The organism is Burkholderia sp. BCC1998 (assembly GCF_905339875.1).
In the GTDB taxonomy this organism is placed as follows: Bacteria; Pseudomonadota; Gammaproteobacteria; order Burkholderiales; family Burkholderiaceae; genus Burkholderia.
Window position 1 is genome coordinate 512,167 of sequence record NZ_CAJPHE010000001.1, and the last position, 21,632, is coordinate 533,798.

Consider the following 21,632-nt stretch of genomic DNA (forward strand, 5'->3'; position numbering starts at 1 on the left):
CATAGCCCGCCGTCATGCCGCGCGGGCGGTCACCGGATCGTGTTCAGCACGGCCTCGACCGCCTGGCCGATCGCGAGCAGCGCGTCGTCGCGATGCGGCGCGGCCGCGAGCATCAGGCCGACCGGCGCCGCGTCGCGCGGATGGCACGGCAGCGACAGCGCGCACGCGTCGAGGAAGTTGAAGGCGCTCGGATTGCGCAGGATCAGCGCATTGGTGCGCGTGAACGCGGCGTCGTCCGCTTCGAGTTCGGCGATGCGCGGCGGCACGACCGGCACCGTCGGCGCGACGAGTGCGTCGAAGCGCGACCAGACGGTGTGTGCCGCTTCTTCCAGCATCGCGTGGCGGGCGGCGAGCAGGTCGAGATAGTCGGCCGCGCTCGCCGGCTCGCCCTTCAGGATGCGCGACAGCACGCGCGGGTCGTATTGGTCGCGGTGCTGCGCGAGCAGCGGGCGATGCCACGCGTACGCCTCGATCGGCGAGAAGCCGAAGCGGTTGATGTCCGGCAGCCGGTCGAGCGCGGAAAAGCGCACTTCAGTGACGATCGCGCCCGCGGCTTCGAGGTGCTTCAGCGATGCGTCGAGCGCGGCGGCGACGTCGGCGTCGACGCCGTCGGTCACGTAATTGGTCAGCACGCCGAGCCGCACGCCTTCGAGCGGCCGCGCGGCCGGCACGTGCGGTTCGAGGCCCGCGAGCATCCGGTCGACGAGTGCGCAGCAGGCAACCGTCAGGCCGATCGGGCCGAACGAGTCGAGCGTGGTCGACAGCGGCACGCCGCCTTGCGTCGGGATCCGGCTCGCGGTCGGCTTGAAGCCGGTCAGCCCGCACAGGGCGGCCGGAATGCGGATCGAGCCGCCGGTGTCGGTGCCGAGCGCGACGGCGGCCATCCCGTCGGCGACGGACGCGGCCGCGCCCGACGACGAGCCGCCGGAAATCCGTGCATCGCCCGGCACGTCGCGGTGGTACGGCGAGCGCGGATTGCCGAAGTGCGGATTCAGCCCGAGGCCCGAGAACGCGAACTCGCTCATGTTGGTGCGGCCGACCAGCACCGCGCCCGCGCGCTTGAGCCGTGCGACGGCGACCGCGTCGGCCTTGGCGGGCGGCGCCCCGTCGAGCACGCGCGAACCGGCGCGCGTCACCTGGCCCGCGACGTCGAACAGATCCTTCACCGATACGGGGATGCCCGCGAGCGGCGACAGCACGGTGCCCGCGGCACGCAGGCGGTCGTGCGCGTCGGCGGCCGCGCGCGCGTTGTCGGCGTCGACTTCGGTGAAGACGGCGGCACCCTGGCCGGCCGGATCGGCGATCCGGTCGAGCGCGACGTCGACGAGCGCGCGGCTCGTGGTCCGGCCGGCGGCGAGGTCGGCGGCGAGCTGGGCGAGCGGAGGGAAGGGCGTGAAGGTGGTCATGGGCGGCTCAGGGGCGAAGGTGTTGGACAAGGGTGGCGCGAAACGAATCGATGTGGCGTTCGACGGCCGTGCGTGCGCCGGCGGCGTCGCGCGCGGACAGCCGCTCGAACAGTTCGCGGTGTTCGTGCTGGACGTCGGACAGGTGATGCGGCTCGGACAGCGTGACGAACCAGAAGCGCAGCGAGCGTTCGTGCAGCGCGCGCAGGATTTCCGCGAGCACCGTGTTGCGTGCCGCCGCGGCGATCGTCTGATGAAACGCGCGGTCGAGCTCCATCATGCCCTCGACGTCGTGCGAGTCGACGCAGGCCTGGCCGTCGTCGAGCAGCGCGGCCATGCGCGCGAGATCGTCGGGCGTTGCGTGGCGGGCGGCGAGTTCGACGCAATGCGCTTCGTTGATGCGGCGCACGTCGATCACCGCGGCGATGTCGTCGAGCGACAGCGGTTGCACCATCAGCCCCTTGCGCGGCATCACGGACAGCAGCCCTTCGAGCACCAGCCGGTGGACGGCCTGATGGACGGGCGTGCGGCCGATGCCGGTGCGGGCCACGAGGTCGGCTTCGTTGAGCGCGGCGCCCGGCTTCAAGCGCATCGTGATGATGTCGCGCTGGATCAGCGCGTACGCGCGGTCGGCGAGGCTGACCGCCGATGCGGCGGGCCGGTCGTGGAGGGCGTCGGTCAGGGCGTTCATGCAGGCGGGGGCGCGGTGGCCGGACAGCGCGCGGTCATGGCGCGGGCGATCGGGCAACGTGGACGATCCGTGAATATTATTGTGATATATCACTGATGTCCAGTTTGCCCGGACGACCTTCGATACCATCGAATGGAGGCCGGTGGCACGTCCGGCGGGGGATGCGACGACTTGCAACAATTTCGACAGGATGTTGCAGGTTTACCGCGCGATCGTGCACTGAAGCATAATGAATCCTCGTCAATCCAATACGCGCGAGCGACGTACCAGACCATCGTCATGAGCGAAAACACGCCTTCCCCGGCCGGTCTGCCCGGCACTTCTTCCGCTTCCACCGATTCCCCCCGTTCCGGTCCGGCGCCCACGCCGGAGGCGCCCGCCACGCAGGCTGCCGCTGCGCAGGTCGCCGCGGCGAATGGCGCAGCGCCGGTCGCGGCGGCGTCCGAGCCGGGCGCCGCGGGCACGACGGCCGCCGCCGAAGGCAGTGCAGCGCCGCCGAAACCCGGTGCGGCGCCACCCGGTTTCGGCGCGCAGCCGGATTTCGACACACCGCGCCCGCCGCCCGCGAGCGCGCAGAACGTGCCGCCGGCTTACCTGAAGCAAAGCGACACGCCGTGGTCGGTATTCGGCCGGATCATCGCGGCGCGCGCACGCCGGATGTTCGATCGCGCCGGCCAGCGGATCACGCAGCGCACGCTGCGCATCGGCGTGTCGGCGCGGATCTTCCATCCGGAGCCCGGCGCGAAGGGGCTGCGCGGCAAGACGCTGCAGTATCTCGAGGAATCGATCGCGCACTGGGTGATGTCGCGCGACGTGCTCGTGTTCATGATCCCGACCGTCGGTCACCAGGGCATGCTGCATCCGAGCAACATCCGCCTGCGCGACTACGCGAAGCATCTCGATGGCCTGCTGCTGCAAGGCGGCGCCGACGTGTCGCCGCAAACCTACGCGGCGTCGGACGCGCGCCCCGAATGGCCGGGCGATCGCGTGCGCGACATGTACGAGCTCGAGCTGTTTCACGAGTTCGTCGAGTCCGGCAAGCCGGTGCTCGGCGTGTGCCGCGGCTGCCAGTTGATCAACGTCGCGTTCGGCGGGTCGCTGTACCAGGACATCGCGACCGACGTACCGACCGCGAACGCGCACGTGAGCGAGCATTACGACCAGCATCGCCACGCGATCCGCTTCCCGGACTCGTCGACGCTGGCGAGCATGTTTCCCGGGCGCAGCGAAGCGATCGTGAACTCGATCCACCATCAGGCGATCCGCGATCTCGGCCGCGATCTGAACATCGAGGCCGTGTCGGCCGGCGACGGGATCATCGAAGGCATTCGCTACCGGCGCGCGCCGTTCGTCGTCGGCGTGCAATGGCACCCGGAGTTTCATCGCGCGGGCGGCGCCGAACTGCTCGACTGCACGCCGCTGCTCGATGCATTCCTGCGCGCGGCACGCGAAACGCGCCTGTAGCCGGCGTTTGCAGTACCGAGCAGGAAGGCCGGCCGCATCCCGTTAAATTCGAGATGCGGCCGTTTCGTTTTGAACGATAATCGCGACTCTCGATTCGTTCGCCGGAGTCTGACGTTGGCCTTCCGAGATTTTTCCCCTGCACGGTGCGCAACGTGGATCGTTGCGCTGGCCGCCTGCGTGCACGCGGGCGCGGCGTGGTCCGTCGACGCGACCGCGCCGGTCGCGGGCTCGCGCCCCGCGGTGACGAGCCTGCGCGGCGATGCCGCGCAGGCGGCTTCTCCTTCCGACGCGTCCGCCGCCTCCGCGACGGATGCGACCGCGCAAGGCAACGTCGCCGAGCTCACGCAGATGCTGCACGACGGGCGAATCGTCGAGATGCGCACCACCTACAACGGCAGCTACGGCGCGAGCCTGATGTTCGATCCGCGCGAGATGACGTATTACGTCGCGCTGTTCCAGGACAAGCATCTGTGGCGCGTGGTCAAGTCGCAGGAGAAGACCCGCGCGGAAATGGTGTACGCGAACTTCGTCCAGCAGACGACGCAACTCGCGGACGTCGAAATCCGCCGCACCGAACTGCAGGCGCAGAAGGCGTTTCTCGAGCGCGTGATCGCGCTGCAGGCGAATCGTGCGCAGCAACTGCAGGCCGATCTGAGCGTCGCGCGCAGCCAGCAGGCCGAGGTCGTGCAGCGGCAGAAGTCGGCGCACGAACAGGCGCAGGCGCTGCAGGTCGAGAAGCGGGCGGCACAGCTGCAGTTGCGCGAACTGCAGGAGCAGGTACGGCAACTCGAGCGGCAGGCCGAAACGGGGTTGCCCGCGCACAAGTGACGAGCGGCCGGCCCGACGGACCGGTCGACGAACGAAAACCCGGCGCAGCGTGCTTCGCCGGGTTTTTTATTGCCCGCGCGTCAGCGGGTGAGCGAGGTGGGTGTGTCGGTCAGGCGGCGGTGGGACAGGTGCGTCGTCCAGTCGAAACCGGCGGCGGGCGCAGCGGTTGTTCGAGCCGGGCGTTCGGCGTGCAGCGCGTTCGCCATCGCGATCAGCGTGAGCGGATCGTCGAGCGAAGCATGCTGGTCGTGCCGGGTGTCCGGAACCGGTAGTGAACCGGCGCGACCAGGTGTTGGCATGCGCGATGCGACGTGCGCGATCGATGGGCGGCCGGCGAACCGCGGCGCGGAAGGCGGGTGGACTTGCGCGGCTGTCGCGTGCGTGCCGTTCGGTCGATTCGGCGACGGTGCCGCCGCGGTGGCGGCGCGTCGTACGTCCGGCGCGGCGTTGGCGTCGGCGAGTCGCGGCGACGGCGCGAGCGCAGCGTCGCGTGCGGGCTGCGACGATGTGATAGGTGTACTGGCAACGGCCCGCGCCGAGTGGTGCCGTGCCGGCGTGATGGCCGTGGCCGGCTCGGCCCCGGCGTTCCGCACTCGACCCGTGAATTCCGTCGCGTGCTCCGGCACGGCGCCGGCGATTTGCATGACCGGCGAACGCGCGACATCCGGAAACGGTTCGTGGGCGACGATCAGCCCGCCGATGATCGCGAGTGCGCCGATGCTCCAGCAGGCGGCATGCCGTGCCCGCCGGTCGTGTGCTCGATCAACGGCACGTGCGATGTGCCGATGCCGACCGGCGGCGCCGGCCGCAACGGCCGGTACGCCCGCTGACGATGGCTGTTCGGCGGACAGCGGTTGCCAGCGGCAGGTGCGATGCGGCGCGTCGACGTCGATGCACGAAGTCGTCAACGTTGCCACGCAGCGGATGTCGGAGCGGCTGCCGGATGCGGCGCCGAACCGCCATTCGCGGCCGAACGGCGGCACGCCGTCGAGCGGCGCGACGCGAGGGCGGGCGATCGAGCCTTCGACGGAAACGAGGGGCGATGGAATCATGAGGGCGGTACGCGGTGCGACGCGGGCCGCGTGGCCGGCCGCGGCGCGGAGTGCGTCGCAAATCGTGACATTGTGGTCAGGCGATCGCGATCGGTCGATCGGATCAATCTGATTTTGATGCGCCTTTCGCGGCGATTCGTACGAGCCGGACGCGGCGTCCGCAACGCCGGCCCGGTACAAGGCAATTGTCGGCTTCGCGTGTCATCATTCGCCAACCATGCCGGCATGCGCATCGTTGCGCGCGGCGCCGCCGGCTGGCAGCGATGCCCGTGCGCGCCGGCCCGGCGCGACGCATCGTCGGATCCCCACGGCGCGCAGGTCGCGCCTTCCGAGCCGAGAGAACGCCATGTCCACAGCCACACACGCCGTCGCGCAGGAATCGAAATTCCGTACCGTGTTCCGGGTCGTCAGCGGCAACTTTCTGGAAATGTACGACTTCATGGTCTACGGGTATTACGCGTCGGCCATCGCGAAAACGTACTTTCCGAGCGGCAACGCGTTCGCGTCGCTGATGCTGTCGCTGTCGGTGTTCGGCGCGGGCTTTCTGATGCGCCCGGTCGGCGCGATCGTGCTCGGCGCGTACATCGACCATCACGGCCGCCGCAAGGGGCTGATCCTGACCCTCGGGCTGATGGCGCTCGGCACGCTCACGGTGGCCTCGATACCGGGTTACGCGACGATCGGCGTGCTCGCGCCGGTGCTCGTGCTGCTCGGCCGGCTGCTGCAGGGCTTTTCCGCGGGCGTCGAGCTCGGCGGCGTGTCCGTCTACCTGTCGGAGATCGCGACGAAGGGCCACAAGGGGTTCTATACGTCGTGGCAATCCGGCAGCCAGCAGGTGGCGGTCGTGTTCGCCGCGTTCGTCGGCGTGCTGCTGAACCGCGCGTTGCCGGCCGAGGACATGACCGCGTGGGGCTGGCGCATTCCGTTCCTGATCGGCTGCCTGATCGTTCCGTTCCTGTTCCTGATCCGCCGTTCGCTGAAGGAAACCGACGAATTCCTCGCGAAGCGTCACCGTCCGACGATGGGCGAGATCATGCGCTCGATGCTCGAAAACTGGGGCGTCGTGATCGCCGGCATGGGGATGGTGATCATGACGACGGTGTCGTTCTACATGATCACCGCATACACGCCGACGTTCGGCAAGGAAGTGCTGCACCTGTCGTCGCTCGACGCACTCGTCGTGACCGTCTGCGTCGGCCTGTCCAATCTCGTCTGGCTGCCGCTGTCCGGCGCGCTGTCGGATCGCATCGGCCGCCGCCCGGTGCTGATCGCGTTCACGGTGCTCACGCTGCTGTCGGCCTATCCGGCCGTGCTGTGGCTCGTGGCGGATCCGTCGTTCCTGCGGCTGCTCGCGGTCGAGCTGTGGCTGTCGTTCCTGTACGGCTCGTACAACGGCGCGATGGTCGTCGCGCTGACCGAAGTGATGCCGGCCGATGTGCGCACGGCCGGCTTCTCGCTCGCGTACAGCCTCGCGACGACGATCGGCGGGTTCACGCCGGCGATCTCGACGTTGCTGATCCACCAGACCGGCAACAAGGCGGCACCGGGGCTGTGGCTGAGCGTCGCCGCATTCTGCGGATTGATCGCGACGCTCGTGTTGTATCGCACGCGCGAAGCGCGCAACCAGTACAAGTCGGCCTGACGCCGCCTGTATCGCATCACGTCGACTGAAAAAAGGGAGCGCGCCGCGCTCCCTTTTTTGTCTGCGCTCGGGTATTCAGGCGTCGCGCAGCGCGGCGGCGACCGCCGCCGCCACGTCGAGCCATTGTCCCGGTGCGGACTGGCGGGCGAGCCTCGCTCGCGGATACCACGGACAGTCGTCGCCGGTGAACCAGCGCCAGTCGGATGCGAACGGCAGCATGATCCACAGCGGCTTGCCGAGCGCGCCCGCGAGGTGCGCGACCGCCGTATCGATCGTGACGACGCCGTCGAGCCGTTCGATCAGCGCTGCCGTGTCGGCGAAGTCGTTCAGCCGCCCGTCGAGGCGATGCATGCGGGGATGCGCGTCGACGCGTGCCCGTTCGTCGTCGTCGAGCGCCGGCTGCAGCACGATCCAGTCGATGTCCGGCAGCGCGAGCAGCGGTGCGAGCGCGTCGAACGGCATCGAGCGGTTTTCCTGTGCCTGCCGGCGTCCCGTCCACGCAAGGCCGAACTTGCGCTTCGACTGGCCGCCCAGCGAGCCGCGAAAGCGCCGCTGCGTGCTGTCCGGCACGTCGAGGTAGCGTGTGCCCGCGACGATGTCGGCCGGCTGCAGGCCGAGCAGGAACGGCAGGCTCATCAGCGTGCATGCGATGTCCGCCGCCGGCGGCTTCGCGGCGCCCTGCGCGACGAGCGTCACGCGCCAGCGTGCCGCGGCCGGTGCGAGCAGCGCGACGAGTTCCGGCTGCACTTCGAGCACGACGCGCGCGCAGCGCGCGCGGGCGAGCGGCACGAAGCGGACGAACTGCAGCGTGTCGCCGAAGCCCTGTTCCGCGCGGATCAGCAGCGTGCGCGCGGCAATCGGCTCGCCTTGCCAGCGCGGCAGCGTGCCGAGCGGCGTCGCGCCCGGCGTGTCGTGGCGCGTTTCGTACGCGGGCAGGCCGCGGGCGAAGTCGCCCAGCGTCAGCAGCGTGACGGCGCGGTGCAGCTGCGCGAGTTTCAGGTCGGGGGCGACGCGCAGCGCCTGGTCGAACGCGCGCAGCGCCATCTCGTGCGCGCCGAGTGCGTGATGCGCGTTGCCGAGGTTCAACCACGCAAGACTGAACGACGGATCGAGACCGACCGCGCGTTCGTAGTAGGGCAGCGCGTCGCGGTGGCGTGCCTGCGCGCACAGCGCGTTCGCGAGCCCGAAGAGGGCGAGCGGAAACGGCGGGTGCAGCGCGAGCGCGGCTTCGAATGCGGCGGCGGCTTCGCCATGACGGCCGAGCGCCTCGAGCGTGTTGCCGAGATTGAAATGCGCGGCGACGAAGCGTGGCTGTGCGGCGATCGCCGCCTGGAAATGGGCGATCGCGTCGTCGGCCCGGCCCATCGCGTTCAGCGCCATCGCGAGATTGTTGTGCGCGCCGGCATGCCCGGGCCGCAGCTCGAGCGCTCGATGGAAGGCGGCGAGCGCATCGTCGTGACGGCCGAGCGCATTCAGCGCGTTGCCGAGGTTGTTGTGGATCGATGCGTCGTCCGGTGTGAGCCGAAGTGCGCGGGCAAATGCGTCGACCGCATCTTCGTGGCGCTGCAGTGCCGCATAGGCGTTGCCGAGGTTGTAGTGCGCGAGCGGAAATTCGGGCGCGAGCGTCAGCGCGTTGCGAAAGCGGTCGATCGCTTCGTCGAGCCGGCCGAGCGCCTTCAGCGCGTTGCCGAGATTGAGCTGCAGCGCGGCGTCGTTCGGGCGCAACTCGACCGCACGCCCGACGAGATCGGCCGCCTCGGCATGCTGGCCCTGCTGATGCCGCAGCACGCCGAACAGATGCAGCGCGTCGGCGTCGGCGGGATGGGTGGCGAGTGCGGCGCGATAGCCGTGCTCGGCCTCGGCGAGGCGGCCCGCGCGGTGCGCGGCATACGCTCGGTCGAATGCGGATTCCATGACGCGAAAACTGACGGAAAGCGCGTATTTTCCCACACTGCGCGCGGGCACCCCAGATCGGCCGGTCGGCATATGGCCCCGTCACGCGGAGCGGCGTAGACTTGCACAATCGCGTGTCATCGAGGTTCTCATGGCTGACACACTGCTCGATATCCCGCCCGTGCTGATCGTCGGCGCAGGCCCCACCGGCCTTGCCGCAGCGATGAGTCTCGCGCGCGCCCGCGTGCCGGTGCGCATCATCGACCGGCTCGCCGTGCCCGCGCCGTATTCGCGCGCGATCGGCATCCAGGCACGCACGCTCGAACTGCTGGAGCAGCATCGCGCGGTCGAACCGTTTCTCGCGCTGGGGCATCGCGCCCATGCGGCCGCGCTGCATGCGGACGGCCGCGTGATCGCGCGGCTCGATTTCGATCCGCTGCAAACGCGTTATCCGTATCTGCTGTTTCTCGACCAGAGCATCACCGAGCGGCTGCTCGCCGAGCATCTGGCCGGGTTCGGCGTGATCGTCGAACGCGGCGTCACGCTCACCGCATGCGATGCGGGCGGACCGTCGCTCGACGTGACGATCCGCGATGCCGACGGTCGTGAACAGGCGTTCGCGCCCTCGTACCTGATCGCCGCCGACGGCGCGCACAGCACGGTGCGCCACCTGCTTGGCCTGGGCTTCGCCGGGCATGCGTTCGAGCAGACTTTCCTGCTCGCCGATTTCGCGGCGATACCCGACTGGCCGGACGAGGAGATCCATCTGTTCACGACGCCCGACGGCATCGCGGGGCTGTTTCCGATGGGCGGCGGCCGCTACCGGCTCGTTGCCGACCGGCCGCCCGGCAGCGACGCATCGCCCGACGGACTCACGCCCTCGACTCCGTCGCTCGACGAATGCGAGGCGATCGTGCGCGCGCGCGTCGGTGCGTCGATTGCGCCGAGCGATCTCGCGTGGTCGACGTATTTCCGCCTGCATAGCCGGATGGTCGAGCGACTGCGTCACGGGCGGGTATTCTTCGCGGGCGACGCCGCGCACGTTCACAGCCCGGCGGGCGCGCAGGGCATGAACACGGGCATCCAGGAAGCGTTCAATCTTGGCTGGAAGCTCGCGCGCGTGCTCGGCGCGGGCACGCCGGAGCGCCTGCTCGACACGTATCACGCCGAGCGCCACCCGATCGAGCGTGATGTATTGCGGCAGACCGGCCTCGTCACGCAGATCGTCGAAGCCGACCACGGCGCGATGAAGCTGCTGCGCGATCACGTCGTGCCGCTGCTGGCGTCGTTCGGGCCGGTGCGCGACGCGGTGCGCCGCACCGTCAGCGAGCTCGGCGTGCAATACCGGAAAAGCCCGCTCACGCTCGAACGCGTGCTCGACGGCGGGCCGCGCGCCGGCGAGCGCGCGCCCGACGCGCTCGTGCACGTGGTCGACGGGCCGCTCGGGCGGGCGCCCGGAACCGCGCGGCTATACGACCTGCACGACCCCGCGAGCTTTACGCTGCTGCTGCTCGAGGAACCGGCAGGTGCCGACGCCGGCGAGACGGGCGACGTGCCGCCGATGCCCGCGGATGCGCAGGCGCTGGTGCAGGGGCTGGAGCGGATCATGCCGGGCGCCGTGCGAACATGGCGCGTCGCCGATGCCGAAAGCGACGGCACGGACGGGCTTGCGCAGGTATACGGCCGCTCGAGGCCGTCGTTCTACCTGCTGCGGCCCGACGGCTACATCGCGGTGCGCGGCCGTACCGCCACCGACGCGAACGCGCTGCTGCGCCACTGCGAAAGCTGGTTCGCGGGCATGTCGGTGCCTGCGTAGCGGGGCGCTCAGGCGGAGGCCGCGGCCGGTACGAGCGATGCGCGGTGCGCGGCGATCGCGTCGCGCACGATCGGCGCCGCGCGTTGTCCGGCCTCGCTCGACGGATCGTCGAGCGCCGCGAGCAATGCACGACGCATCCGCGGTTCCCAGAAGCGCCGGATATGCTCGGCGATCCCGCTCAGCGCTTCTTCGCGATCGGGCATCGATTCGAAGAACGCGCCGATCTGGTTGGCCATGTCGACCAGGTGTCCGTTGTCCATCGCGTCCTCACTTGCCCGTCGTCACGGCGGCCGGCGTGGCGGCGCGGCGCTCGAGCAGGTCGAGCTGCTCCGAGTTGAAGCGCGCATACGCGCGCTGCCAGTCCGACGGCTGCGCGACCGGCATCACCTGCACGGCCGTCACCTTGTATTCCGGGCAGTTCGTCGCCCAGTCGGAGCTGTCCGTCGTGATCACGTTCGCGCCCGATTCGGGGAAGTGGAACGTCGTGTACACGACACCCGGCTGCATGCGGTCGGACACGAGCGCGCGCAACACAGTCTGGCCCGCCCGCGATTCGATGCCGACCCAGTCGCCGGTCCGGATTCCGCGGTCCTCCGCGTCGTGCGGATGGATCTCGAGACGGTCCTCTTCGTGCCACTGCACGTTCTCGGTCCGGCGCGTCTGCGCGCCGACGTTGTATTGCGACAGGATGCGGCCCGTGGTCAGGATCAGCGGATAGCGCTGCGTGACCTTTTCCGGCGTCGGAATGAACTGCGTGATCACGAACCGGCCCTTGCCGCGCACGAACGCGTCGATGTGCATCGTCGGCGTGCCGTCCGGCGCCTGCTCGTTGCACGGCCACTGGATACTGCCGAGCGCATCGAGCTTCTCGTACGACACACCCGAGAAGGTCGGCGTGAGCCGCGCGATCTCGTCCATGATTTCCGACGGATGCGTGTAGTGCATGTCGTAGCCGAGCGCCCGCGACAGCAGCAGCGTCACTTCCCAGTCCGCGTAGCCCGCGAGCGGCGGCATCACCTTGCGCACGCGCGAGATGCGGCGCTCCGCGTTCGTGAACGTGCCGTCCTTCTCGAGGAACGTCGAGCCCGGCAGCAGCACGTGCGCGTATTTCGCGGTTTCGTTCAGGAAGATGTCCTGCACGACGATGCATTCCATCGACGACAGCGCGGCCGCGACGTGCTGCGTGTTCGGGTCCGACTGGACGATGTCCTCGCCCTGGCAGTAGAGGCCCTTGAAGCTGCCGTCGAGCGCCGCGTCGAACATGTTCGGGATGCGCAGCCCCGGTTCCGGCTGCAGCGTGGCCGACCATGCCTGTTCGAACTGCGTGCGTACGACTTCGTCGCTGATGTGCCGGTAGCCGGGCAGTTCATGCGGGAACGAGCCCATGTCGCACGAACCCTGCACGTTGTTCTGGCCGCGCAGCGGATTGACGCCGACGCCTTCGCGGCCGATGTTGCCGGTCGCCATCGCGAGGTTCGCGATGCCCATTACCGTCGTCGAGCCTTGCGCGTGTTCGGTCACGCCGAGGCCGTAGTAGATCGCGGCGTTGCCGCCCGTCGCATAGAGGCGCGCGGCTTCGCGCACCAGCGCGGCCGGCACGCCCGTTACGTCGGCGGTCGCTTCGGGCGAGTTCTCGGCGCGCGATACGAAGTCGCGCCATTGCTCGAACGCGCGCGTGTCGCAGCGTTCGGCGACGAATGCGTCGGCGACGAGCCCTTCGGTGACGATCACGTGCGCGAGCGCGTTGACGATCGCGACGTTGGTGCCCGGGCGCAACTGCAGGTGATGCGTGGCCTTCACGTGCGGGCCGTCGACCACGTCGATGCGGCGCGGGTCGATCACGATCAGCTTCGCGCCCTCGCGGATGCGCCGCTTCATGCGCGAGCCGAACACCGGGTGCCCGTCGGTCGGGTTCGCGCCCATCACGACGATCACGTCGGACTGGCCGACCGACGCGAAGGTCTGCGTGCCGGCCGATTCGCCGAGCGTCGTCTTCAGGCCATAGCCGGTCGGCGAGTGGCACACGCGTGCGCAGGTGTCGACGTTGTTGTTGCCGAACGCGGCGCGCACGAGCTTCTGCACGAGGTAGGTTTCCTCGTTCGTGCAGCGCGACGACGTGATGCCGCCGATCGAATCGCGGCCGTACTTCTGCTGCAGCTTGCGGAACTGCGTCGCCGCATAGGTGAGCGCCTCTTCCCAGCTGACTTCGCGCCACGGGTCGGTGATCTTCTCGCGGATCATCGGCTTCGTGATGCGGTCCTTGTGCGTCGCGTAGCCCCACGCGAAGCGGCCCTTCACGCACGCGTGGCCTTCGTTCGCGAGGCCGTTCTTGTGCGGCGTCATGCGCACGACCTGCGTGCCCTTCATCTCGGCCTTGAACGAGCAACCGACGCCGCAGTACGCGCAGGTCGTGACGACCGAATGCTCGGCCTGGCCGAGCTGGACGACGGTCTTTTCCTGCAAGGTGGCCGTCGGGCACGCGGCGACGCACGCGCCGCACGATACGCATTCCGATGCCATGAACGATTCGCTTTCGCCGGCGGCGACGCGCGATTCGAAACCGCGTGCGGCGATCGTCAGCGCGAACGTGCCTTGCGTTTCCTCGCATGCCCGCACGCAGCGGTTGCAGACGATGCACTTCGACGGATCGTACGTGAAGTACGGATTCGATTCGTCCTTCTGGTCGCGCAGGTGATTGGCGCAGTCGTTGCCGTAGCGCACTTCGCGCAAGCCCACCACGCCCGCCATGTCCTGCAGTTCGCAGTCGCCGTTGGCGGGGCAGGTGAGGCAGTCGAGCGGATGGTCGGAGATGTACAGCTCCATCACGTTGCGGCGCAGCGACTGCAGCCGGTCCGACTGCGTACGCACCTTCATCCCGGCTTCGGCGGGCGTCGTGCACGATGCCGGATAGCCGCGCCGGCCTTCGATTTCGACCAGGCACAGACGGCACGAGCCGAACGGTTCGAGCGAATCGGTCGCGCAGAGCTTGGGCACGTTGACGCCGGCTTCGATCGCGGCGCGCATCACCGACGTGCCGGCCGGCACCGTGACCGGCTGACCGTCGATTTCGAGCGTGACGTCGGTATCGGCATGCCGTTGCGGCGTGCCGTAGTCGGTTTCGTCGAACGGATCGCGCACGCGCGCCTCAGCGGCGCTCTTGCACGCGCATTGGCCCGAGCCGCAGCCGCCTTGGCGGACGTTGTTCGTGTCGAGGGACATGCAGGGCTCCTTCTGGGTCAGGCCGCAGCCTTGACCGGACCCGACGCGGCTTGCTTGCCGGCGGCGAGCCCGAAATCTTCGGGGAAATGGTCGAGCGCGGACAGCACCGGATACGGCGTCATCCCGCCCATCGCGCACAGCGAGCCGGCGAGCATCGTGTCGCACAGGTCGCGCAGCAGCGTGACCTGGCGCTCCGACGTGTCGCCTTCGCGAATCCGTGCGATCGTCTCGACGCCGCGCGTCGAGCCGATCCGGCAGGGCGTGCACTTGCCACACGATTCGATCGCGCAGAACTTCATCGCGTATTCGGCGAGCTCCGCGAGATTCGACGTGTCGTCGTGCAGCACGATGCCGCCGTGGCCGACCACCGCGCCGATCGCCGCGTACGCCTCGTAGTCGAGCGGCACGTCCCACTGGTGTTCGGGCAGGTAGGTGCCGAGCGGGCCGCCGACCTGGGCCGCGCGCGCGGGCCGGCCGCTGGCCGTGCCGCCGCCGTAGTCGAACAGCAGCTCGCGCAGCGTGACGCCGAACGCGAGCTCGACGAGGCCGCCGTGGCGGATGTTGCCCGCGAGCTGGAACGGCAGCGTGCCGCGCGAGCGGCCCATCCCGTAGTCGCGATAGAACGCGGCGCCGCGCGCGAAGATCACCGGCGCGGTCGCGAGCGTGATCACGTTGTTGATCACGGTCGGCTGGCCGAACAGGCCGGCGAGCGCCGGCAGCGGCGGCTTCGCGCGCACGACGCCGCGCTTGCCTTCGAGCGATTCGAGCAGCGCCGTTTCCTCGCCGCACACGTACGAACCGGCGCCCTTCGCGACGTGCAGGTCGAACGCATGCGCGGAGCCGAGCACGCGTTCGCCGAGCCAGCCGGCTTCGCGGGCCCGCTCGATCGCCGTTTCGAGTGCCGCGATCGCATGCGGGTACTCGCTGCGCACGTAGATGTAGCCGAGCGTCGCGCCCGTCGCGATGCCCGCGATGATCATCCCTTCGATCAGGCAGTACGGATCGCATTCCATGAGCAGGCGGTCGGAGAACGTGCCCGAATCGCCTTCGTCCGCGTTGCAGACGATGTACTTTTGCGCGGCGCGCGCCTGCCGGACCGTGCGCCACTTGATGCCGGCCGGGAAGGCCGCGCCGCCGCGGCCGCGCAGCCCCGATTCGATCAGCTGCTCGCACGCGGCGTCGCCGTCGAGTGCGAGCGCGTTCTTCAGGCCGGCGAGGCCGTCATGCTTCAGGTAGTCGTCGATCGACAGCGGATCGGTCAGGCCGATGCGCGCGAACGTGAGGCGCTGCTGGCGCGCGAGATAGGGCAGCGCGTCGACGAGGCCGACGCCGCTCGGGTGCGTGCCGCCGTCGAGCCAGTTTGCGTCGAACAGGGCGGGCACATCGGCCGCCGACAGGTTCGCGTAGCCGACGCGCCCGGCGGCCGTGCCGACCTCGACGAGCGGCTCGAGCCACAGCAGCCCGCGCGAACCGTTGCGGATCAGTTCGATCGCGACGCCGCGCCGCTCGGCTTCCGCGACGATCGCGGCGGCGAGGGCGTCGGCGCCGAGCGCCAGCGCGGACGAATCGCGCGGAACGTAGATGCGGGTCGTCATGCGGCCTCCGGGGTATGGGCGGCCGCGTCGGCGAGCAGGGCGTCGAACTTCTCCGGCGTGACCTTTGCGTGCAGCACGCCGTTGACCGTCATCGACGGCGATTGTGCGCACAGCCCGAGGCAGTAGACCGACTCGAGCGCGACGTCGCCCGGCGCGTGCGCGTCGGCGCCATCGCCGTGCGCGGCGTCGAACCGGCAACCCGTGCGCGCTTCCGCGTGTGCGGCCAGCGCTTCGCAGCCCATGCTGCGGCACGCCTCGGCGCGGCACATCTGGATCGTCACGCGCGCGGGCGGCGCGGTGCGGAAGTGGTGATAGTAGGTGAGCACGCCGTGCACTTCGGCACGCGACAGATTCAGCGCCTTCGCGAGCGGCGCGACGCAGCCTGCCGGTACGTAGCCGGCCTCGTCCTGGATCGCATGCAGGATCGCGACGAGCGAGCGGCCGGCGCGCGCATGACGCTCGACGAGCGCGTCGGGCGCAGGGGAATTCGGGGACATCGTTGTGCTCCTCCAAAGTCTCATATGTGCCCTTGATTCATATAGTGCACACCGGGACTTCGTCCTGATTGATTTTGAGCAACGATAAGCGGAAGATTTCGCAGTCGCAATAGGAAATCGGAGTACATAATTGATTCGAATCGAATGCGACGCGTATCTGACCGTACGCGACACGGTGGGCCGCACGGCGAGCCTGTCGGATGTCGCCCCGTTGCTGGAGCTCGTGGCCGATACGGGCAGCATTGCACAGGCCGCGCAGGCGAAAGGGCTGTCGTATCGGCACGCGTGGGGCATGCTGCGGGCGCTGGAGGCATGCGTCGGCGGCGAGTTGATCGAGACCGCGCGCGGCAAGGGATCGACATTGTCCGAGCTGGGGCAGGCGGTCGTCGACGCGCAGCGGCTCGCGCGCAGTCGTCTCGACGGGAACCTGCGCGCGCTGGCGGCCGAGGTGGCGAGCGACCTGAACCGGCGGCTCGCACAGCGCGACGGCGCCGTGCGCATCCATGCGTCGCACGGCTATGCGGTTGCGGCGCTCGTTTCCGCGCTCGTCGATGCGCAGGCCGCCGTCGACATCAAGTATCGCGAGAGCGTCGAGGCCGTGCAGGCGCTCGCGCGCGGCGAATGCGAGCTGGCCGGCTTCCATCTGCCGCGCGGCGCGTTCCGCGAACGGTGCGCGCAGATCTACCGGCCGTGGCTCGACGACACGCGTCACGTGCTGATTCATCTGACGCGTCGCCAGCAGGGGCTGTTCGTGCCGCGCGGCAACCCGAAGCAGGTCGGCGGGCTGGCCGATCTCGCCCGTAACGACATCCGCTTCGTCAATCGGCAGCCGGGGTCGGGCACGCGCATGCTGCTCGATCTCGCGTTGCGCGCGATCGGCATCGATCCCGAGCGTATCGACGGTTATGCGTCGGCCGAGCTCACGCACTCGGCGATCGCCGCGTTCGTCGCGAGCGGGATGGCCGATCTCGGCTTCGGCGTCGAGCCGGCCGCCCGTCATTTCGGGCTCGATTTCATCCCGGTCGTCGACGAGGACTACTACTTCGCGTGCGAACGCGCGCAGCTCGACTCGCGGCCGCTCGCCGGCGTGCTCGCCTTGCTGCGCGATGCACGTTTCGTCGAGCGCGTCGCGCATCTCGACGGCTACGATCCGGCGGCGTGCGGGACGCTGGCCGGTGTCGCGGAGGGCTTCGCCGGTACGGTCGCGGCCGGTACGCCGGACGGCAACGCACGGTAACGGGAATGCACGCGAGCCGCGCTGCAGCAGCGAGGGATTTGCGCTACGCTTGCCGCTTGATCAACGTTCCAACAAGCACGCCGTTCAGGCGTCATCCCGCCATGAAACTTTCCGTTCCCTTCGCCGCGGCAGCGTTGACCGCAGGGCTTCTCGTCGCTGTTTCGCCGTTTGCGCTTGCGCAGAATTCCCCGGGCGTGCCTGGCGGCATCCTGAGCGAACAGTTCCGCTTGAACGAGCATCCGCAGATGCCGTTCGCGGCGTCTGCGCCGTCGCAGAAATACCAGAGCGGCAAGAAGTCGGCATTGCGCCGCAAGGGCGATATGGGGGATCCGAACGGCTGCAACCTGAAGTGCCCGCTGGACACTCAATAAACCAACGCAGGCGCGCGGGTCGTCGACGCGTCTGTCCGGCCGCGCCGATGCCGCGCGGTTCTTTTCGAGCCCCGCAGGGCATGCTGCCTTGCGGGGCTCGTGCTTTATGGCCGGTCGCAGTCCAGTGCGATCGTGCGATGCCGGATCGGGCGCCTGTCGGGATTCTAGGGTTAACCCGTAATCCAGGAAGGATGTCTTCCTGAAACCTGCCTTATTCTTAAGCATCCGCCTACATAAACTTCGGTTTGTCAGCGATGAACGGGTGTTCACCGCGAAATCAGACAAATCTGGAGGTAGGTCATCATGAAGTCGCTCGTTCAAGCCGTTGTCGTTGCTGCCGCTCTCGTTGCTCCGGTCGTTTCGTTTGCACAGTCCGGCTCGGCACTCACCCGCGCACAGGTTCGCGCCGAACTGGTTCAGCTCCAGCAGGCCGGTTACAACACCGCCCGCGGCGAAGATCCGCACTATCCGGAAGCGATCCAGGCCGCAACCGCGCGTGTTGCAGAACAGCAGCGCAGCGCGTTGGCCCAGGCGCAAGGCGCTGACGCCAGCGGCTACGGCGCGCAGGTGCAGGGCGCATCGGCAGCGGGCTCGCGTGCGACCGGCGTGCGTCCGGCCAGCGCGGAAGAAATGAAGTCGCTGTATCGCGGCAGCTAAGCTGCGCATTGCCTGGCGGGGCCACGGGGCCGGTGCGACGATGCATCGCGTCCCGGTCGCGGTGCCGGGCAGGTGCCGTCCACTGCGCTCAAACGCTGCGCGGAACGGCGCCGAACCTCCGTCACCTCCTGTCGCCGGCGTATCGGTGGCATTCCGCCTGGCCCGCCCGGGCCGGGCGCTTTTTCGGAGGGCGCGGGAGGTGGGGCGCACCGGCAACAAAAAACCCCGCAGACTCGCGTCGTGCGGGGTTCGTGCGTCAAGCGCGGAATTTGGTGGAGGCGGCGGGAATCGAACCCGCGTCCAGAAGCGCTCCACGACTAGTTCTACATGTTTAGTTCAGTCATTTGATTTAACCGCAGCGACGCGGACGAACACGCTGCACTACGGCGATTCGCTAGGTTTTCGACCCCGGCGTCGCGACGCCGACAGGGCTTAACTGACGTAAATGACCTCTGGCGGTATTGCTACCGGTCTTGCGACACTAGCCCGTCAGTGAACTAGGCAGAGGACGGCGGCCGTTAGGCTGCCAGTGCGAACGTATCGTCGTTTGCAGTTACGATTTTCCCATTGATTAACGAGGTGACGGGTCCTCGACATGCCCTAGCCGCTTCACAACCCCTGTCGAAACCAGGTCGCCCCCGCGGATAAGATCAAGCATTATAGCCCAACATCGCGCAGCAGTTCGCGCAGTTCCTGCGTCGAGCCGACGAGATGCTGTGCCTGCCAGTCGGCCGGCGCGGCACCGTCGCCGCAGTAGCCATAGGCAGCCGCGACGGTTGCCATCCCTGCAGCGCTGCCGGCCTGGATGTCGCGAAGGTCGTCGCCGACATAGACGATGCGCTCGGGCGCGAGCGTCATCTGTCCGGCCGCGTGCAGCAGCGGGGCCGGATGCGGTTTCGAGTGCGGCGTTGTGTCGCCCCCGACGATGCAGGCCGCGCGCGGCGCAAGGCCGAGCAGGTCGGCGAGCGGCGCGGTGAGGCGCATCGCCTTGTTCGTGACGATGCCCCAGCGCACGCCGCGCGCATCGAGTTCGTCGAGCACGTCGCCGATGCCGGGGAACAGCACGGTGTGCACGCAGATGTCCGTCGCGTAATTGGTCAGGAACTCGTCGCGCATCGCTTCGTAGCCGGCCGATTGCGGGTCGATGCCGAATGCGCCGCCAAGCAGGCCGCGCGCACCGGCCGATGCCAGCGGCCGCAGCACGTCGAGCGATGTTTCGGGCAGGCCGCGCACGCGCTGCATCTTGTTGACGGCGGCGGCGAGATCGGGCGCCGTGTCGGCGAGCGTGCCGTCGAGGTCGAACAGCACGGCATCGCAGTGCAGCAGGCGCGGCTCGTCGAGTGCGGGCCGCCCGGTCGAAAGGGGAGTCGTCATGCCGGTCGGAAGGTCACGCGCCGCGGCGGCACGCGACGAGATAGTTGATGTCGGTATCGTTCGACAGCGCGAAGCGCTTGCCGATCGGGTGATAGGTGATGCCCTTGATCTCCACGATATGCAGATCGGTCCCGCGCACGAAGCTCGCCAGTTCCGACGGGCGGATGAAGCGCGCGTAGTCGTGGGTGCCCTTCGGCAGCATCTGCGCGATGTACTCCGCACCGATCACTGCGAACAGGTAGGACTTCAGGTTGCGGTTCAGCGTGGAGAAGAACACCCAGCCGCCCGGCTTCACGAGCGTCGCGCACGCGGCGACGACGCCGGCCGGCGACGGGACGTGCTCGAGCATTTCCATGCACGTGACGACGTCGTAGGTGCCCGGCTCGCGTTCGGCAATCGCTTCGGCGGCGATCGCCTCGTAATCCACCGTGATGCCGCTTTCGAGGCTGTGCAGGTCGGCCACGCCGAGCGCTTCGGTCGACAGGTCGATGCCTTTCACCTGCGCGCCGAGTTCGGCCATCGATTCGGACAGGATGCCGCCGCCGCAGCCGATATCGAGCGCGCGCTTGCCGGCGAGGTGCGCATGCGAATCGATCCAGCCGAGCCGGACCGGGTTCAGGTCGTGCAGGGGCTTGAATTCGGCATTCGGATCCCACCACCGATGGGCGAGGTCGCTGAATTTCTGGAGTTCGTGCGGATCGGCGTTGGTCATGTCGGCAAACGGGCTACGGAAGGAGGGCGATGCGTCGGTACGTCAGCCCCGAGTATATAAGGGGGCGCACAACGAGGCCAGCGAGCGCCTGGGCGGGCGTCAAAGAAAAAGCCCCGCCGGAGCGGGGCTTTGAAGCAGTCGAAAACCGCGGCTTACTGTGCCGGAACGGTCGTCTTCTGGACTTCTTGCGTACCGACCACTTCGACTTCCACGCGGCGGTCCGGTGCGAGGCAGGCGATCAGTTGCTTGCGGTTCTTCTGGTTGCAGCCCGTCGTGACCGGGTTGCGCTTGCCCTTGCCTTCCGTGTAGATCTTGTTGGCCGGGACACCCTTGCTGACCAGGTACGACTTGACGGCTTGCGCACGGCGCAGCGACAGGCGGTCGTTGTACTTGTCCGAACCGATGCGGTCCGTGTAGCCCGTAGCGACGACCACTTCCGTGTTCATGCCCTGGATCTTCGAAGCCAGTTCGTCCAGCTTTTGCTTGCCCAGCGGCTTGAGCGTTGCCTTGTCGAAGTCGAACAGTGCGTCGGCTTGATACGTGATCTTCTGGCTCGTGATTGCCGGAGCGACCGGTGCGACCGGAGCCGGTGCCGGTGCCTGGGCGACCAGTGCGCCATCGCACTTCGCGTTGGCGGTGGCCGGCGTCCAGAACGCGTCACGCCAGCAGAGCTCGTTCGTGCCGTTCATCCACACCCATTCGCCCGTGCCGTTCACCCAGTTGTCGTTGACGGCTTGACGCGACGCCGGCACCGACTGTGCCGAAGCGGATGCAGCCATAACTGCGGTAGCTGCAATGAACGCGAGCTTTGAAAGTTTATTCATATTTCTCCTCTCGAAATTGAGATTACCGCAGGTTTACTGCGAGCCTGTTGACGGTGACAAGTCATACATTGCTCGAAGTATAACATTGGTGCGGCACAAAAAACGCGGCACCGCTCTGTGTAGACTTCGAGCAGCGTCTAACTTTCAGTGCGTTGGCATTTTGCCATATCGTTCCCTTCCTACGAAAAAAAATCCTCCCCACCCTAAGATCGCTTCAACTTTGTGGTGCATGCGCAACACCGGCCTGCCGTAACTTTTAGAGATTGTCAAGAGTGGGTCCGCGAAATTGCGCGAAAGGCCGCAAATGTTTACCCGCGTGCGCGACTCGGATCCGCGCGGCCCCCGAGCCGCCTGAAG

General features: G+C 68.3%; 18 protein-coding genes and 1 other RNA gene. 7 read left to right on the forward strand and 12 right to left on the reverse strand.

Annotation, left to right across the window (positions count from 1 at the left end; all coding sequences use genetic code 11):
* Positions 1-29: 29 nt before the first annotated feature.
* Positions 30-1,406 carry an amidase gene (locus tag U5A56_RS02345; RefSeq protein ID WP_321810518.1) on the reverse strand — a complete coding sequence of 459 codons (1,377 nt, stop codon included), beginning with the start codon at positions 1,404-1,406 and terminating at the stop codon, positions 30-32.
* Positions 1,407-1,413: 7 nt separating this feature from the next.
* Positions 1,414-2,094: a GntR family transcriptional regulator gene (locus U5A56_RS02350; RefSeq protein WP_044849232.1), complete on the reverse strand. Its 681-nt coding sequence runs from the start codon at positions 2,092-2,094 to the stop codon at positions 1,414-1,416.
* 279 nt (positions 2,095-2,373) lie between these two features.
* Here U5A56_RS02350 and U5A56_RS02355 point away from each other — a divergent pair, with 279 nt between their 5' ends.
* Positions 2,374-3,558: a gamma-glutamyl-gamma-aminobutyrate hydrolase family protein gene (locus tag U5A56_RS02355; protein WP_044849226.1), complete on the forward strand. Its 1,185-nt coding sequence runs from the start codon at positions 2,374-2,376 to the stop codon at positions 3,556-3,558.
* A gap of 114 nt (positions 3,559-3,672) precedes the next feature.
* Positions 3,673-4,386 (forward strand): DUF2968 domain-containing protein, encoded by a 714-nt coding sequence (locus tag U5A56_RS02360; protein ID WP_321920848.1) that lies wholly within the window; start codon positions 3,673-3,675, stop codon positions 4,384-4,386.
* Positions 4,387-4,466: 80 nt separating this feature from the next.
* Here the strand turns inward: U5A56_RS02360 and U5A56_RS02365 are convergent, their stop codons facing one another.
* The gene (locus U5A56_RS02365) at positions 4,467-5,618 is read right to left on the reverse strand and encodes a hypothetical protein (protein ID WP_321920849.1); all 1,152 of its coding nucleotides are present in this window, start codon (positions 5,616-5,618) and stop codon (positions 4,467-4,469) included.
* Positions 5,619-5,784: 166 nt separating this feature from the next.
* On the opposite strand from U5A56_RS02365, the gene U5A56_RS02370 reads away from it, so the two are divergent.
* On the forward strand, positions 5,785-7,080 hold the full coding sequence (locus tag U5A56_RS02370; RefSeq protein WP_124487816.1) for an MFS transporter: 1,296 nt from the start codon (positions 5,785-5,787) through the stop codon (positions 7,078-7,080).
* A 75-nt stretch (positions 7,081-7,155) separates the two neighbouring features.
* Here U5A56_RS02370 and U5A56_RS02375 read toward each other — a convergent pair whose 3' ends face one another.
* Positions 7,156-8,994, reverse strand: coding sequence for a tetratricopeptide repeat protein (locus U5A56_RS02375; RefSeq protein WP_415749078.1), 1,839 nt, complete (start codon positions 8,992-8,994; stop codon positions 7,156-7,158).
* Between the two features lie 130 nt (positions 8,995-9,124).
* Here U5A56_RS02375 and U5A56_RS02380 point away from each other — a divergent pair, with 130 nt between their 5' ends.
* Positions 9,125-10,789 (forward strand): FAD-dependent monooxygenase, encoded by a 1,665-nt coding sequence (locus U5A56_RS02380; RefSeq protein ID WP_321920851.1) that lies wholly within the window; start codon positions 9,125-9,127, stop codon positions 10,787-10,789.
* Between the two features lie 8 nt (positions 10,790-10,797).
* Here U5A56_RS02380 and U5A56_RS02385 read toward each other — a convergent pair whose 3' ends face one another.
* From U5A56_RS02385 to U5A56_RS02400, 4 genes are read right to left on the reverse strand one after another with little or no spacing between them, the layout of a single operon-like run.
* Positions 10,798-11,049 (reverse strand): formate dehydrogenase subunit delta, encoded by a 252-nt coding sequence (locus U5A56_RS02385; protein WP_124487818.1) that lies wholly within the window; start codon positions 11,047-11,049, stop codon positions 10,798-10,800.
* A 7-nt stretch (positions 11,050-11,056) separates the two neighbouring features.
* Positions 11,057-14,008 (reverse strand): formate dehydrogenase subunit alpha, encoded by a 2,952-nt coding sequence (gene fdhF / locus U5A56_RS02390; RefSeq protein WP_321920852.1) that lies wholly within the window; start codon positions 14,006-14,008, stop codon positions 11,057-11,059.
* A gap of 17 nt (positions 14,009-14,025) precedes the next feature.
* Positions 14,026-15,603: a formate dehydrogenase beta subunit gene (locus U5A56_RS02395; protein WP_044844849.1), complete on the reverse strand. Its 1,578-nt coding sequence runs from the start codon at positions 15,601-15,603 to the stop codon at positions 14,026-14,028.
* Positions 15,600-16,100, reverse strand: coding sequence for an NAD(P)H-dependent oxidoreductase subunit E (locus U5A56_RS02400; RefSeq protein ID WP_044844848.1), 501 nt, complete (start codon positions 16,098-16,100; stop codon positions 15,600-15,602). Before U5A56_RS02400 ends, U5A56_RS02395 begins: the two co-directional genes overlap by 4 nt.
* 130 nt (positions 16,101-16,230) lie before the next feature.
* Here U5A56_RS02400 and U5A56_RS02405 point away from each other — a divergent pair, with 130 nt between their 5' ends.
* The 3 genes from U5A56_RS02405 (at position 16,231) to U5A56_RS02415 (ending at position 18,365) form a co-directional block, all read left to right on the forward strand.
* Positions 16,231-17,337, forward strand: coding sequence for a substrate-binding domain-containing protein (locus tag U5A56_RS02405; protein ID WP_321920853.1), 1,107 nt, complete (start codon positions 16,231-16,233; stop codon positions 17,335-17,337).
* Positions 17,338-17,438: 101 nt separating this feature from the next.
* The gene (locus tag U5A56_RS02410) at positions 17,439-17,708 is read left to right on the forward strand and encodes a hypothetical protein (RefSeq protein WP_044844846.1); all 270 of its coding nucleotides are present in this window, start codon (positions 17,439-17,441) and stop codon (positions 17,706-17,708) included.
* Between the two features lie 303 nt (positions 17,709-18,011).
* Entirely contained in the window at positions 18,012-18,365 is a 354-nt protein-coding gene (locus U5A56_RS02415; protein ID WP_321920854.1) for a DUF4148 domain-containing protein, read from the forward strand.
* A 270-nt stretch (positions 18,366-18,635) separates the two neighbouring features.
* Here the strand turns inward: U5A56_RS02415 and ssrA are convergent.
* From ssrA to ompA, 4 genes are all read right to left on the reverse strand, one after another.
* Positions 18,636-19,005: a transfer-messenger RNA gene (gene ssrA, locus U5A56_RS02420) on the reverse strand.
* A gap of 17 nt (positions 19,006-19,022) precedes the next feature.
* Positions 19,023-19,739 carry a phosphoglycolate phosphatase gene (gene gph / locus U5A56_RS02425; RefSeq protein WP_044844844.1) on the reverse strand — a complete coding sequence of 239 codons (717 nt, stop codon included), beginning with the start codon at positions 19,737-19,739 and terminating at the stop codon, positions 19,023-19,025.
* 13 nt (positions 19,740-19,752) lie between these two features.
* Positions 19,753-20,451: a bifunctional 2-polyprenyl-6-hydroxyphenol methylase/3-demethylubiquinol 3-O-methyltransferase UbiG gene (gene ubiG / locus U5A56_RS02430; RefSeq protein ID WP_321920855.1), complete on the reverse strand. Its 699-nt coding sequence runs from the start codon at positions 20,449-20,451 to the stop codon at positions 19,753-19,755.
* Between the two features lie 152 nt (positions 20,452-20,603).
* On the reverse strand, positions 20,604-21,275 hold the full coding sequence (ompA, locus tag U5A56_RS02435) for an outer membrane protein OmpA (protein ID WP_044844842.1): 672 nt from the start codon (positions 21,273-21,275) through the stop codon (positions 20,604-20,606).
* Between the last annotated feature and the right edge of the window lie 357 nt (positions 21,276-21,632).

Excerpts from the sequence above, each read along its gene's own strand:
- U5A56_RS02375 (WP_415749078.1), bottom strand. The coding sequence starts at position 8,994 with ATGGAATCCGCATTCGACCGAGCGTATGCCGCGCACCGCGCGGGCCGC.
- U5A56_RS02350 (WP_044849232.1), bottom strand. The coding sequence starts at position 2,094 with ATGAACGCCCTGACCGACGCCCTCCACGACCGGCCCGCCGCATCGGCG.
- U5A56_RS02380 (WP_321920851.1), top strand. The coding sequence starts at position 9,125 with ATGGCTGACACACTGCTCGATATCCCGCCCGTGCTGATCGTCGGCGCA.
- ompA (WP_044844842.1), bottom strand. The coding sequence starts at position 21,275 with ATGAATAAACTTTCAAAGCTCGCGTTCATTGCAGCTACCGCAGTTATG.
- U5A56_RS02370 (WP_124487816.1), top strand. The coding sequence starts at position 5,785 with ATGTCCACAGCCACACACGCCGTCGCGCAGGAATCGAAATTCCGTACC.
- gph (WP_044844844.1), bottom strand. The coding sequence starts at position 19,739 with ATGACGACTCCCCTTTCGACCGGGCGGCCCGCACTCGACGAGCCGCGC.
- fdhF (WP_321920852.1), bottom strand. The coding sequence starts at position 14,008 with ATGTCCCTCGACACGAACAACGTCCGCCAAGGCGGCTGCGGCTCGGGC.
- U5A56_RS02355 (WP_044849226.1), top strand. The coding sequence starts at position 2,374 with ATGAGCGAAAACACGCCTTCCCCGGCCGGTCTGCCCGGCACTTCTTCC.
- U5A56_RS02395 (WP_044844849.1), bottom strand. The coding sequence starts at position 15,603 with ATGACGACCCGCATCTACGTTCCGCGCGATTCGTCCGCGCTGGCGCTC.
- U5A56_RS02415 (WP_321920854.1), top strand. The coding sequence starts at position 18,012 with ATGAAGTCGCTCGTTCAAGCCGTTGTCGTTGCTGCCGCTCTCGTTGCT.
- U5A56_RS02410 (WP_044844846.1), top strand. The coding sequence starts at position 17,439 with ATGAAACTTTCCGTTCCCTTCGCCGCGGCAGCGTTGACCGCAGGGCTT.
- ubiG (WP_321920855.1), bottom strand. The coding sequence starts at position 20,451 with ATGACCAACGCCGATCCGCACGAACTCCAGAAATTCAGCGACCTCGCC.
- U5A56_RS02400 (WP_044844848.1), bottom strand. The coding sequence starts at position 16,100 with ATGTCCCCGAATTCCCCTGCGCCCGACGCGCTCGTCGAGCGTCATGCG.
- U5A56_RS02385 (WP_124487818.1), bottom strand. The coding sequence starts at position 11,049 with ATGGACAACGGACACCTGGTCGACATGGCCAACCAGATCGGCGCGTTC.
- U5A56_RS02345 (WP_321810518.1), bottom strand. The coding sequence starts at position 1,406 with ATGACCACCTTCACGCCCTTCCCTCCGCTCGCCCAGCTCGCCGCCGAC.